Origin of the sequence: Pseudomonas sp. PS01298, from assembly GCF_029959745.1 — a bacterium.
In the GTDB taxonomy this organism is placed as follows: Bacteria; Pseudomonadota; Gammaproteobacteria; order Pseudomonadales; family Pseudomonadaceae; genus Aquipseudomonas; species Aquipseudomonas aylmerensis.
In genome coordinates this window covers 1-12,739 of the sequence record NZ_JASCPP010000048.1, presented here as the reverse complement: position 1 = coordinate 12,739, position 12,739 = coordinate 1, and the positions used below count along the sequence as shown (strand labels likewise).

The window sequence follows — 12,739 nt, the reverse complement described above, 5'->3', positions numbered from 1 at the left end:
GCTGGCTTGCCTGCGATAGCGGTGTATCAGCCAGCCAATAAGATGACTGGAAAACCGCTGTCGCAGGTAAGCCTGCTCCCACATTGGATCGCAGTAAATTTGAGTTAATCTGACTTCCCTTGCCTCTGCCGAGCGTTCCATGCCCGACTTGCTCGACCGTTACCCGCTGACTGCGGGCACTTATCACGAACTGCTCGACGACAGCGGCGCGGTGCGTGCCCATTGGCGGCGCCTGCTCGATCACCTGCAGCGCAGCACACCCGCGCAACTGGCCCAGCGCCAGGCGCTGCTGACCCGGCAGATCCAGGAAAATGGCGTGACCTACAACGTTTACGCCGACCCCAAGGGCGCCGACCGTCCGTGGGAATTGGACCTGTTGCCGCACGTGCTGGCTGCCGATGAGTGGCAGCAGCTGGCAGCGGGTATCGCCCAGCGGGCGCGCCTGCTCAATGCGGTGCTGGCTGACCTGTACGGGCCGCAACGCTTGATCACCGAGGGCTTGCTGCCCGCCGAGCTGGTGTTCGGGCACAACAACTTCCTGTGGCCGTGCCAGGGTATCCAGCCGCCGGACGGCGCGTTCCTGCACCTGTATGCGGTGGATCTGGCGCGCACCCCGGATGGCCGTTGGTGGGTGACGGCCGACCGCACGCAAGCGCCGTCGGGGGCCGGTTATGCCCTGGAAAACCGTACCATCGTGTCGCGGGCGTTCCCGGACCTGTACCGCGACCTGCAGGTGCAGCACCTCACCGGTTTCTTCCGCACGCTGCAGGAAACTCTGGCCCGCCAAGCGCCCGGCGATGACCAGCCGCCGCTGATCGTGCTGCTCACACCCGGGCGTTTCAACGAGAGCTATTTCGAACACCTCTACCTCGCGCGCCAGCTCGGCTACCCGCTGGTGGAGGGCGGCGACCTCACCGTGCGCGACAGCACCGTCTTCCTGAAGACCCTCAGCGGCCTGCGCCGGGTGCACGCCATCATGCGGCGCCTGGATGACGACTTCTGCGACCCGCTGGAGCTGCGTACCGACTCGGCCCTCGGCGTGCCCGGCCTGCTCGACGCCGTGCGTCAGGGCAATGTGCTGGTGGCCAATGCCCTGGGCAGCGGCGTGCTGGAGTCGCCGGGGTTGCTCGGTTTCCTGCCGAAGATCAACCAGTTCCTGTTTGGCGAAGAGCTGATCCTGCCGTCCATCGCCACCTGGTGGTGCGGTGAAGCGCCGGTGCTGGCCGAAGCCCTGGAGAAATTGCCGGAGCTGCTGATCAAACCGGCGTTTCCGTCGCAAAGCTTCACCCCGGTATTTGGCCGCGACTTGAATGACCAGCAGCGCCAGGCCCTCGCCGAACGCATGCGCGCGCGGCCTTACGCGTATGTCGCCCAAGAGCTGGCGCAGCTGTCCCAGGCGCCGGTGTGGCACACCGTGGATGATCACCTGCAACACCGCGCCATCGGCATGCGTGTGTATGCGGTGGCCAGTGAGGATGGCTATCGTGTGCTGCCCGGTGGCCTGACCCGCGTGGCGGCCGAAGCCGATGCCGAGGTGGTGTCGATGCAACGCGGTGGTGCCAGTAAGGACACCTGGGTCCTCGGTGAACGGGCTGCTGGTGCCGAGCACTGGCGCGCGCAACGGGCGATTGGCGCGCATGATCTGGTGCGCCGCGACCCGTATCTGCCGTCACGGGTGGTGGAAAACCTGTTCTGGTTCGGGCGTTATTGCGAGCGCTGCGATGACAGTGCGCGCTGGCTGCGCATTGTGCTGGCACGCTACGTCGATGGCGACGATCCGCTGGCACTGCAGGCCGCGGTCGAGCTGGGCGAGAACTTGCGTTTGTTGCCTGAGGAAGGCGAGCTGCCCGAGCGCCTGCTCGCGGCGTTGCTCGGCGATGACTGGCCGTCGAGCCTGCGTGCCAACCTGCAGCGCCTGCAGTGGGCGGCGTCGCAGGTGCGCGGCAAGTTGTCCCGCGAGAACTGGCAGGCCTTGGTCGAGCTGCAGCGCGAAGCCTTGGAGCTGGAAAGCGAAAGCCCGGATTTTGGCGAATTACTGGATTTTCTCAACCGCCTGGTGATGTCCCTGGCGGCGCTGTCCGGCTTTGCGCTGGACGACATGACCCGCGATGAAGGCTGGCGCTTTTTGATGATGGGCCGGCGCATCGAGCGCCTGCAATTTCTCAGCAGCAGCCTGGCGGCATTCCTGCGCGGCGTGGCGGTGTTCGACCAGGCGGGGCTGGAGTGGTTGCTGGAGTTAGGCAACAGCAGCATCACCTATCGTTCGCGCTACCTGGCGGTGCCGCAACTGATCCCGGTGCTGGACTTGTTGCTGCTGGATGAGCAGAACCCCCACGCCGTGCTGTTCCAGCTGAAACTGGTGAGCCGCACCTTGCGTCGCCTCAACGACGACTTCGGTGTGCCGCGCGAAACCGGCCTGGCGCCGTTGGTCGAGCGCCTCGCGCGTTTCGACCTGGGCTGCCTGGAAAACCCGCTGTTTGGCGAGTCCAGCGTGCGCGCCGCGCTGGAGGGGCTGGCCGACCTGTTGCAGGCGGTCGCCGATGAAAGCGGGCAAGTGTCGGATCGCCTGGCGTTGCGTCACTTTGCCCATGTGGATGATGTCAGTCAGCAAACGGTGTCGGTGTGATGAGTGCGCGCTACCAGATTTTCCACGATACCCACTACCACTACGACAGCCCGGTGTCCCTGGCCCAGCAGTTGGCGCACCTGTGGCCGCGCCCCTGTGCCTGGCAGCGCTGCAGCGCGCAGCAGCTGGAGATCAGCCCGCCGCCGTCTTCGCGTCGCGATGAGCTGGACGTGTTCGGCAACCCGATCACACGGCTGGCGTTCGAGCGGCCCCACGATGAATTGCTGGTGAATGCCGGGCTCACCGTCGAAGTGCTGGCGCGGCCGACGCTGGATTTCCAGCAGTCACCGCCTTGGGACCAGACCCGTGACAGCCTGACCTACAGCAGCCAGCCGCTGTCGCCACAGCTGGTTGAAGCGTGCCGCTATCGCTTCGAATCGCCCTATGTGCACCTGAAGAAAACCTTCGTCGAGTTTTCCGAGAGCTGTTTCCCTCCCGGCAAGCCGTTGCTGTTGGGCGTGCAGGCCTTGATGGAAAAGATCTTCAGCGAATTCACCTTCGATGCCGAAGCCACCCAGGTCGCCACGCCGCTGGTGGAAGTGCTGGAGCGCCGGCGCGGCGTGTGCCAGGACTTCGCCCACCTGATGCTCGCGTGCCTGCGCTCGCGGGGCCTGGCGGCGCGGTATATCAGCGGCTACCTGTTGACCCAGCCACCGCCTGGCCAGCCACGGCTGATCGGCGCCGATGCGTCACATGCGTGGGTTTCGGTGTATTGCCCGGTCGCGGGGTGGGTGGATTTTGATCCGACGAACAATGTACAGCCGGCACTGGAACACATCACCCTGGCCTGGGGCCGGGACTTTTCCGATGTATCGCCGTTGCGCGGGGTGATCCTGGGGGGAGGCAGCCATGACCCGGAAGTGCGGGTGACGGTGATGCCGCTGGAGTGAGTATCGGGCTTCTTAATTTGTGGCGAGCGGGCTTGCCCCGCGTTGGGCTGCGCAGCAGCCCTGAAGCCTGAAACTGCGGTCTATCTGAACTAACGGGGGATATATTGGGGCCGCTTCGCAGCCCAACGCGGGGCAAGCCCGCTCGCCACAACAAGCCCGCTTGTCACGGCAAGTCCGATAGCCACGACAAGCCCGCTCGCGACCTGGCGCAACAGATCAATTATTCAGCCGGGTCTTTCGGTGTCTCGGTGTCGTCAGTCGCTACTTCGCCTTCGGCATCCGGGTTCAGTGCGCCGGCTTCTTCATCTGCAGCGGCTTTCTTGCGTTGCAGCTTTTCCTCTTTCTTCTGCTCCTTGGCCAAGTCTCTCTGACGTTTGGCGAAGGAGTAATTAGGTTTGGCCATGGGCGATCCTCTAGGGTCGAAGGTGAGGGTGGGCGGCGCGCAGCTGCCTTGGGCCGTCATGGTAGCAGCTTCAAGGGGCGCTTGGCCTTCACTTACCGCAGGCGTACGCGGCCAGCAGGCCGTTGAACAGGTGATTGAGGCGCATGGTTCGGACTCCAAAGGGTGATGGGCCGATCATAGGCAGGTGTCGCTACTTTAGCTGGTAGATTGTGTTGATAAGTCTGATAGCCTAAAGTTGTATACAATCTGTTGATTCAGATCATAAGAATTTACGCCTGCATGAGGCACCCTTGTCGCAATACGCGTTTTTTAACCCTGCCTTGGAGATTCACATGTTTGCCAAACTCGTTGCTGTTTCCCTGCTGACTCTGGCGAGCGGCCAGTTGCTTGCTGCAGAGTGCAAGGTCACCGTCGACTCCACTGATCAAATGTCCTTCAACACCAAGGCCATTGAAATCGACAAAAGCTGCAAGACATTCACCGTCGAGCTGACTCACTCCGGCAACCTGCCGAAAAACGTCATGGGCCACAACTGGGTGCTGAGCTCCGCCGCCGACATGCCTGGCGTCGCCAGCGACGGCATGGCTGCCGGCATCGACAAGAACTACCTGAAAGACGGCGACACCCGCATCATCGCCCACACCAAGATCATCGGTGCTGGCGAGAAAGATTCCGTAACCTTCGATGTGTCGAAACTGGCCGCCGGTACGGATTACGCGTTCTTCTGCTCGTTCCCAGGCCACATCTCGATGATGAAAGGCACTGTTGTCGTGAAGTAAGCCGACTCCGGTCGGAAAAAAAGCGCCTTTTCAGGCGCTTTTTTTGTAGGCGGCGAAAACCTGTGGCGAGCGGGCTTGCCCCGCGTTGGGCTGCGAAGCGGCCCCAAAAACTGCCACATGGCTTGTGTGAATGACCGCGTTCAACTCACTGGGGCCGCTGCGCGGCCCAACGCGGGGCAAGCCCGCTCGCCACAACGGCCCATTCACCACAGTGTTCACGGCGCGAACGGCATGACCCGCTTGTGCTCGGTCTTGCGGTAGGTGTCGCAGATGATCTTGAACGCTTCCTCACGCACCGGCTCGCCGTGCAGGAACGCATCGATCTCGGCGTAGGTCACCCCATGGGAGGCTTCGTCAGGCTTGCCTGGTGACAGGTCTTCGAGGTCGGCAGTCGGGATTTTCTCGACCAGCGACTCCGGCGCACCAAAGTGCCGCGCAATCGCGCGGACCTGGTTTTTCACCAGGCCACTCAGGGGGGCGAGGTCGCAGGCGCCGTCACCAAACTTGGTGAAAAAGCCCATCACGGCTTCCGCCGCATGGTCGGTGCCGATCACCAGGCCACCGGCCGCGCCGGCGATGGTGTACTGCGCCACCATGCGCATGCGCGCCTTGGTATTGCCCAGCACGAAATCGCGGGACACCGCGGCCTTGCCTTCGAATGCCGCGACTTCATTGGCCAGCGACTTCACCGCCGGGCCGATGTTGACGGTGTGGCGCTCGTCCGGCTCGATAAAGTCCACCGATGCCTGGGCGTCGATTTCATCGAACTGGGTTTCATAGGGCAGGCGCACCGCGATAAACCGGTAGGCTTCATCCCCGGTGCGGGTGCGCAGCTCCTGCATCGCGCGTTGGGCCAACAGGCCGGCGGTCAGGGAGTCGACGCCGCCGCTGATGCCCAGCACCAATGTCTTGAGCCCGGAATTGCGCAGGCAGTCCTGGATAAATGCCACACGCCTCGCAACTTCGGCTTCAAGGGCCGCCTGGTCTTTGAACGGTGCTTGGACCTTGAGCTGCTGCGCAATCTCACGCTGTACGGCTTGCATGATTCACTCCTTGCTGGAAAGGGCAGGTACTTTGAAAACGTGACGCAAATAGGCGACGAAATTCGGATCGGTGCAGTGGGTCTTGCCCGCTTCATCGGAGATTTTCGCGACGGGCTGGCCATTGCAGGCGGTCATTTTAAGCACGATGCTCATCGGTTCCACCCCTGGAATGTCACAGGTCAGGTTAGTGCCGATGCCGAAGCTCACATTGATCCGACCGCGCAGCGCACGGAAAATCTCCAGCGCCTTGGGCAACGACAGGCTGTCGGAGAACACCAGGGTCTTGCTCATCGGCTCGATGCCGAGCTTGTGGTAGTGGGCGATGGCTTTTTCCGCCCACTGCACCGGGTCACCGGAGTCGTGGCGCAGGCCGTCGAAGAGCTTGGCGAAGTACAAGTCGAAGTCGCCGAGGAACGCGTCGGTGGTGATGCAATCGGTCAAGGCGATGCCCAGCAGGCCACGGTATTCGCGGACCCAGCAGTCGAGGGCGGCGATCTGGCTGTCGATCAGGCGCGGGCCCAGTTGCTGGTGGGCCATGATCCATTCATGGGCCATGGTGCCAAGCGGCTTCATATCGAACTCGCGGGCCAGGTGCACGTTGCTGGTACCGACAAAACGCCCGGGGAAGTCATGCTTGAGCACGCTGACCACTTCTTCCTGGACTCGGTAGGAAAAGCGCCGGCGCGTGCCGAAGTCGGCCACTTGCAGCTCAGACAGCTCGTCGCTGCTGGCGTTGGCGGTCAGCCAGTCGAACTTGCGGTACAGCTGCTCGCGGGCCTGTTCGAGGATCACGGTCTGGTAGCGGTAGCGGTTGCGCACTTCGCTGACGATGGCCAGCATCGGCACTTCAAACAGGATCACATGCAGCCACGGGCCGCGCAGGCGGATAAACAGCTCGCCATTCTCGATACCGGTCTGCACGTAGCGCAGGTTGAAGCGGAACAGCCCGAGGAAGCGCAGGAAATCCGGCTTCATGAAGCTGATGCGCTCCAGGAAGCCCAGTTGGTCCGGGCTCAAGCTCAACTCGGCAAGGCGCTCGATCTGGTAGCGGATCTCCGCCAGATACGGGCGCAAGTCTTCGCTGTTACGGCAACGAAATTCCCATTCAACTTCCACGTTCGGGTAGTTGTGCAGCACCGCCTGCATCATGGTCAGCTTGTAGAAGTCGGTGTCGAGCAGGTTCTGCACGATGCGATCGGCAAACACACTCTCGCTCATAACGGGAATCTCCAGACGGGTCGGCGATCGGCGCCGACCTTTACGCACAATTAAGGAAGGGGGCTAGTGGCGCATAGACCTGTGGGGTTTTGCCAGCGTTTTTTCATCTTGGGATCTTTGTTGTGGCCACTGGCGCCTTCGCGAGCAAGCCCGCTCCCACATTTGGAATGCATTTTAAATGTGGGAGCGGGCTTGCTCGCGAAGGCGGCATGTCAGGCGACGGGGCTCAAACAGGTTCAACTTGCTCCATCATCCACTTCACAAACTCGCGCACCTTTGGCACCTCCGCCGAATGCTCCGGATACGCCAGGTAATACGCATCCTGGCTCGGCATTGCATGCGGCCAAGGAATCACCAGCTTGCCCTCGGCCAACTCCTCCTCCACCAGAAAGCGCGGCAGCAGGGCCACGCCACAGCCCACCTGCGCGGCGCGGATGCACATATAGAACGTGTCGAAACGCGGCCCGTGGTAGCTGTGCTCGGTGTGGAAACCTTGGCTCGCGAACCAGTCGTGCCAGCCCTGGGGCCGCGAGGCGTTCTGCAGCAACACCAGCTCGCTGAGTTGGGTCGGGTCGGTGAAGGGCTGGACTGGCAGGCTCTCCGGCGCGCACACCGGTACCAGTTCTTCGCTGAACAGCTTCAGGCTCTCGGTGCCAGGGCGTGAGCCCTGGCCGAAGTAGAAGGCCATGTCGGCCTTGCCTTGCAGCAACTCGTCCGGCTCCTGCTCGTTGCACAGGTCCAGGTGGATCTGCGGGTGACGCAGGCGCCAGCCCTTGAGGCGCGGCACCAGCCAGCGGGCGCCGAACGTGTATGGCGTGGACACGCGCAGCACTTCGGTCTCGCCGCCGTAGGAGCGCAGGTAGTGGGTGGACATCTCCACCTGCGTGAGGATCTTGCGCACTTCCACCAGGTACAGGTCGCCCGCCGGGGTCATCTGCAAGCGGCGGCGCACGCGGCGAAACAGCAGGTGCTGCAGCAGTTCTTCGAGCTGCGCCACTTGTTTGCTCACCGCGCTTTGCGTGAGGTTCAGCTCCTCGGCGGCGCGGGTGAAGCTCAGGTGGCGGGTGGCGGCTTCGAAACACTGCAGGGCGGTGATCGAGGGCAAATGTCTTTTGTTCAGCACGGCACGCCTCTTTTTATTCTTTGCATGAATAAACGGAATGATATCTCGCCTAATCGTCGTTTGTTGGCAAGTCTTGGGCCAGCTACAAATAAGCTCAGGATCGCCGTGTGGGCCGCGGCGCAATTTTTCTGTCTGCAGATTGAAGGAGTGACCCATGGTTGCTGCATTGCTTGATCGTCTCGGGGTAAACCCGGCGCTGTACCAGGCGGGTAAACAGCCCGTGCATTCGCCGATTGATGGCAGCCGTATCGGCAGTGTGCACTGGGAGGGCGCCGCCGAGGTGGAGCAGCAGGTCAGTCGCGCCGAGCATGCATTCGAGGCCTGGCGCAAAGTGCCGGCACCGCGTCGTGGTGAGCTGGTGCGCCAGTTCGGTGATGTGCTGCGCGAATACAAGGCCGACCTTGGCGAACTCGTCTCGTGGGAAGCCGGCAAGATCACCCAGGAAGGCCTGGGCGAAGTGCAGGAAATGATCGACATCTGCGACTTCGCCGTCGGCCTGTCCCGCCAGCTGTATGGCTTGACCATCGCCTCCGAGCGCCCCGGCCATCACATGCGTGAAACCTGGCACCCGCTGGGCGTGGTCGGTGTGATCAGCGCCTTCAACTTCCCGGTGGCGGTGTGGGCGTGGAACACCACCCTGGCGCTGGTGTGCGGCAACGCGGTGATCTGGAAACCTTCGGAAAAGACCCCGCTCACCGCCCTGGCCTGCCAGGCGCTGTTCGAGCGCGTGCTGAAAAAATTCACTGACGCCCCGCAATACCTCAGCCAAGTCATCATCGGCGGCCGCGATGCGGGCGCCGCGCTGGTGGACGACCCGCGCGTGGCCCTGATCAGCGCCACCGGCAGCACGCGCATGGGCCGGGAAGTCGCCCCGAAAGTCGCCGCGCGTTTCGCGCGCAGCATCCTCGAACTGGGCGGCAACAACGCGATGATCCTCGGCCCGAGCGCCGACCTGGACATGGCCGTGCGCGCCATCCTGTTCAGTGCGGTGGGCACCGCCGGCCAGCGTTGCACCACACTGCGCCGCCTGATCGCCCACGAGTCGGTCAAGGCAGAAATCGTCACCCGTCTCAAGGCCGCCTATTCCAAGGTGCGCATCGGCCACCCGCTGGAAGGCAACCTGATCGGTCCGCTGATCGACAAGCACGGCTTCGACAACATGCAGGACGCCCTGGAGCAAGCCCTGAGCGAAGGCGGCAAGGTATTCGGCGGCAAGCGCCAACTGGAAGACACCTTCCCCAACGCCTACTACGTGTCGCCGGCGATTGTGGAAATGCCCGAGCAAAGCGACGTGGTGTGCACCGAAACCTTCGCGCCGATTCTGTACGTGATCGGCTACACCGACTTCGCCGAAGCCCTGCGCCTGAACAACGCCGTGCCGCAAGGCTTGTCGTCGTGCATCTTCACCACCGACGTGCGTGAAGCCGAGCAGTTCATGTCGGCGGTCGGCAGCGACTGCGGGATCGCCAACGTCAACATCGGCCCGAGTGGTGCGGAAATCGGCGGCGCGTTTGGCGGTGAGAAAGAGACCGGCGGCGGACGTGAGTCGGGTTCGGATGCGTGGCGCGGGTATATGCGTCGCCAGACCAATACCGTGAACTACTCGCTGGAATTGCCGCTGGCCCAAGGCATTACTTTCGACTAAATACCTGCCGGAACGCGGAAAAAATGTGGGAGCGAGCAAGCCCGCTCCCACAGTTGATTGGATTACCAAGTCGAAACTGAATTTAGATGTTTGTTAGGTCTCATCGGAGTCTGGCAATGGCATTGCGCGAAACATGTTTGTGGGAACACCTCACCCCCGGCCGGCCGGAGCGTGCGGCGCTGGCGGGCGAGGTCAAGGTGGATGTGTGCGTGATCGGCGCCGGGATCACCGGTTTGTCGGCCGCCATTCACTTGCTGGAACAAGGCAAAAGTGTCGCCGTACTCGAGGCCCATCGCACCGGCCACGGCGGTTCGGGGCGCAACGTCGGGCTGGTGAATGCCGGCATGTGGATTCCACCGGACGAGATCGAAGCCGGTTTCGGCGAGGCGGTGGGCAGCCAGCTCAACCGCATGTTGGGCGCCGCGCCGTCGCTGGTGTTCAGCCTGATCGACAAATACAACATCGATTGCCAATTGCGCCGCGAAGGCACCTTGCACATGGCGCACAACGCCCGGGGCGAGGCGGATCTGCGCAGTCGCGAAGAGCAGTGGAAGCGCCGTGGGGCGCCGGTCGAATTACTCACCGGCCAGGCCTGCGAGCAAGCCACCGGCACCCAGAAGATCGCCGCCGCCCTGCTGGATAGGCGCGCCGGCACCCTCAACCCGATGGCCTACACCAGTGGCCTGGCCAATGCGGCGGCGGGTTTGGGCGGACAACTGTTTGACCATTCCCCCGTCACCCAACTGGAGCGCCAAGGCGCGCATTGGTCGGTGCAGACCGCCAACGGTGCGGTGCAGGCTGCACAGGTGGTGATCGCATCCAACGCCTACACCGAAGGCGAATGGACCGAACTGCGCCGCAACTTTTTCCCCGGCTATTACTACCAAGTGGCCTCGGCGCCCCTCACCGACGACGCCGCCAAGCAAATCCTGCCCGGCGGCCAGGGTTCCTGGGACACGCGCCAGGTCTTGAGCAGCATCCGCCGCGATGCTGATGGCCGCCTGTTGCTCGGCAGCCTGGGCAACGGGAACCAGAAACCGGCCTGGTTCCTCAAGGCGTGGGCCGATCGGGTGCAGCAGCATTACTTCCCGTACCTCAAATCGGTGCAGTGGGAGTACACCTGGACCGGCTGCATCGCCTTCACCCCGGATCACCTGATGCGCCTGTTCGAACCGGCCCCTGGCCTTGTGGCAGTAACGGGCTATAACGGGCGCGGCGTGACCACCGGCAGTGTGGTCGGCAAGGCGTTTGCCGATTACCTGTGTCACCAGAATCCCCAGGCCTTGCCGATTCCGTTCGCGCCCATGCAACCGCTGGCCGGAGTGGGCCTGCGCAGTTGCCTGTATGAAGCCGGATTCTCGCTGTATCACGCCGGACAATGCCTGAGGATCGTGATCTGATCAGCGAAATACTGCTCAGAAGCCTGCATTTTCTTAGCAGGCTACTAATCTGTATTGGTGCAAGTCGTAGCAATCACGCACTGTAAATGTGCAGTTCCGTTACGCACGTTGTTACAGGTGCAGGAACTGTCGTTTATCCGTCTGGTTGCAGGTGCGACCTGCCAAGGTTGTACTTTTTAGATCCACCGGTTGCACCTCTTGACGCTAGAGGGTTGCACGTCCTGGCAAAAGGAGTCGAAACGCCAGCAATCCCAATGACACCGTGTCTTTTTGAAGAATAAAAACGTAATGGCACGCGCCTTGCTCTGGGCTTTCAGTGAAAGGTTTGAATGCAAGTTGTCGTGCCAAAAATCAAAAATATCGGAGCACCACTCATGTCCCAGACGTTTTACAAGAAAGGTTTTCTGGCCCTCGCCGTTGCAGCGGCGCTGGGTGTTTCTACGTTTGTTCAAGCTGATGTGAAGATTGGCGTGGCGGGGCCGATGACGGGCGCCAACGCCGCTTTCGGTGAGCAGTACATGAAGGGTGCCCAGGCGGCAGCCGATGTGGTCAACAAGGCCGGTGGCATCAACGGCGAGAAAATCGTGCTGGTCGCCGGCGACGACGCCTGCGAACCCAAGCAAGCCGTAGCCGTGGCCAACCGCCTGGCAGACCAGGACAAAGTCATCGGCGTGGTCGGGCACTTCTGCTCGTCCAACACCATCCCGGCGTCCGAGGTGTATGACGAGGCGGGCATCATCGCGATCACCCCAGGCTCCACCAACCCACAAGTGACCGAACGCGGCCTGGGCGCCATGTTCCGTATGTGCGGGCGTGACGACCAGCAAGGCATCGTTGCTGGCGACTACATCGTCGACGTGCTCAAGGGCAAGAAAGTCGCGGTCATCAACGACAAGGACACCTACGGCAAAGGCCTGGCCGACGCCACTGCGGCGCAGTTGACCAAGCGCGGCGTCAAGCCGGTGCTGGAAGAAGGCCTGACCCGTGGCGAGAAAGACTTCAGCGCCCTGGTCACCAAGATCCGTTCCACCGGTGCTGACGTCGTGTACTTCGGCGGCCTGCACCCGGAAGCCGGTCCTCTGGTTCGCCAGATCCGTGAAGCCGGCCTCAAGGACGTGAAGTTCATGTCCGATGACGGCGTGGTTACCGACGAACTGGTCGCGACCGCTGGTGGCAAGCAGTACGTGGATGGCGTGTACATGACCTTCGGCGCCGACCCGCGCCTGCTGCCGGACAGCAAGGCCGTGGTTGAAGAGTTCCGCAAAAACGGCACCGAGCCAGAAGGCTACACCCTGTACGCCTACGCCTCGATCCAGGCCCTGGCCGCTGGTTTCAATGGCGCCAAGTCCAACAAGGGCGAAGACGCCGCCAAGTGGCTCAAGGCGCACCCGGTGAAAACCGTGATGGGTGAAAAAGCCTGGGACGCGAAGGGTGACCTGAAAGTCTCCGACTACGTGGTTTACCAGTGGGACAAAGACGGTAAATACCATCAGCTGGAAAAACAGAAGTAAGGCTGGGCACCACAGATCCACTGTGGGAGCGGGCTTGCTCGCGAAAGCGATCTGTCAGCAGTCGATGTGTTGACTGACCCGCCGCCTTCGCGAGCAAGCCC

General features: G+C 62.4%; 10 protein-coding genes. 6 read left to right on the top strand and 4 right to left on the bottom strand.

Annotated elements, in window-relative coordinates; all coding sequences use genetic code 11:
* Positions 1 to 139: 139 nt before the first annotated feature.
* Positions 140 to 2,626, top strand: a complete 2,487-nt coding sequence (locus tag QMX97_RS17595) for a circularly permuted type 2 ATP-grasp protein (RefSeq protein WP_282397330.1) — start codon at positions 140 to 142, stop codon at positions 2,624 to 2,626.
* A complete protein-coding gene (locus QMX97_RS17590) occupies positions 2,626 to 3,516 on the top strand; it encodes a transglutaminase family protein (protein ID WP_065900151.1) in 891 nt (296 codons plus the stop codon). The genes QMX97_RS17595 and QMX97_RS17590 overlap by 1 nt, the downstream gene beginning before the upstream one ends.
* A gap of 220 nt (positions 3,517 to 3,736) precedes the next feature.
* Here QMX97_RS17590 and QMX97_RS17585 read toward each other — a convergent pair whose 3' ends face one another.
* On the bottom strand, positions 3,737 to 3,919 hold the full coding sequence (locus QMX97_RS17585; protein WP_065900153.1) for a hypothetical protein: 183 nt from the start codon (positions 3,917 to 3,919) through the stop codon (positions 3,737 to 3,739).
* Between the two features lie 332 nt (positions 3,920 to 4,251).
* Here QMX97_RS17585 and azu point away from each other — a divergent pair, with 332 nt between their 5' ends.
* Entirely contained in the window at positions 4,252 to 4,698 is a 447-nt protein-coding gene (gene azu, locus QMX97_RS17580) for an azurin (RefSeq protein ID WP_120447501.1), read from the top strand.
* A gap of 215 nt (positions 4,699 to 4,913) precedes the next feature.
* Here the strand turns inward: azu and nadE are convergent, their stop codons facing one another.
* The 3 genes from nadE to QMX97_RS17565 form a co-directional block, all read right to left on the bottom strand.
* Entirely contained in the window at positions 4,914 to 5,741 is an 828-nt protein-coding gene (nadE, locus tag QMX97_RS17575) for an ammonia-dependent NAD(+) synthetase (protein WP_065900157.1), read from the bottom strand.
* Positions 5,742 to 5,744: 3 nt separating this feature from the next.
* Positions 5,745 to 6,959 carry a nicotinate phosphoribosyltransferase gene (pncB, locus tag QMX97_RS17570; RefSeq protein ID WP_065900159.1) on the bottom strand — a complete coding sequence of 405 codons (1,215 nt, stop codon included), beginning with the start codon at positions 6,957 to 6,959 and terminating at the stop codon, positions 5,745 to 5,747.
* Between the two features lie 226 nt (positions 6,960 to 7,185).
* Entirely contained in the window at positions 7,186 to 8,082 is an 897-nt protein-coding gene (locus QMX97_RS17565) for a LysR family transcriptional regulator (protein WP_120447502.1), read from the bottom strand.
* A 154-nt stretch (positions 8,083 to 8,236) separates the two neighbouring features.
* Between QMX97_RS17565 and QMX97_RS17560 the strand changes: the two genes are divergently transcribed.
* From QMX97_RS17560 to QMX97_RS17550, 3 genes are all read left to right on the top strand, one after another.
* Positions 8,237 to 9,727 (top strand): aldehyde dehydrogenase family protein, encoded by a 1,491-nt coding sequence (locus QMX97_RS17560; RefSeq protein ID WP_065900163.1) that lies wholly within the window; start codon positions 8,237 to 8,239, stop codon positions 9,725 to 9,727.
* A 116-nt stretch (positions 9,728 to 9,843) separates the two neighbouring features.
* Complete coding sequence (locus QMX97_RS17555; protein ID WP_120447503.1) at positions 9,844 to 11,127, top strand: FAD-binding oxidoreductase; 1,284 nt, start codon at positions 9,844 to 9,846, stop codon at positions 11,125 to 11,127.
* A gap of 374 nt (positions 11,128 to 11,501) precedes the next feature.
* The gene (locus QMX97_RS17550; protein WP_065900167.1) at positions 11,502 to 12,638 is read left to right on the top strand and encodes a branched-chain amino acid ABC transporter substrate-binding protein; all 1,137 of its coding nucleotides are present in this window, start codon (positions 11,502 to 11,504) and stop codon (positions 12,636 to 12,638) included.
* Positions 12,639 to 12,739 lie beyond the last annotated feature (101 nt).

What these genes read in the sequence shown, in the direction of transcription:
- QMX97_RS17550 (WP_065900167.1), top strand. Translation starts at nt 11,502, where the DNA reads ATGTCCCAGACGTTTTACAAGAAAGGTTTTCTGGCCCTCGCCGTTGCA.
- pncB (WP_065900159.1), bottom strand. Translation starts at nt 6,959, where the DNA reads ATGAGCGAGAGTGTGTTTGCCGATCGCATCGTGCAGAACCTGCTCGAC.
- QMX97_RS17585 (WP_065900153.1), bottom strand. Translation starts at nt 3,919, where the DNA reads ATGGCCAAACCTAATTACTCCTTCGCCAAACGTCAGAGAGACTTGGCC.
- QMX97_RS17595 (WP_282397330.1), top strand. Translation starts at nt 140, where the DNA reads ATGCCCGACTTGCTCGACCGTTACCCGCTGACTGCGGGCACTTATCAC.
- QMX97_RS17560 (WP_065900163.1), top strand. Translation starts at nt 8,237, where the DNA reads ATGGTTGCTGCATTGCTTGATCGTCTCGGGGTAAACCCGGCGCTGTAC.
- azu (WP_120447501.1), top strand. Translation starts at nt 4,252, where the DNA reads ATGTTTGCCAAACTCGTTGCTGTTTCCCTGCTGACTCTGGCGAGCGGC.
- QMX97_RS17555 (WP_120447503.1), top strand. Translation starts at nt 9,844, where the DNA reads ATGGCATTGCGCGAAACATGTTTGTGGGAACACCTCACCCCCGGCCGG.
- QMX97_RS17590 (WP_065900151.1), top strand. Translation starts at nt 2,626, where the DNA reads ATGAGTGCGCGCTACCAGATTTTCCACGATACCCACTACCACTACGAC.
- nadE (WP_065900157.1), bottom strand. Translation starts at nt 5,741, where the DNA reads ATGCAAGCCGTACAGCGTGAGATTGCGCAGCAGCTCAAGGTCCAAGCA.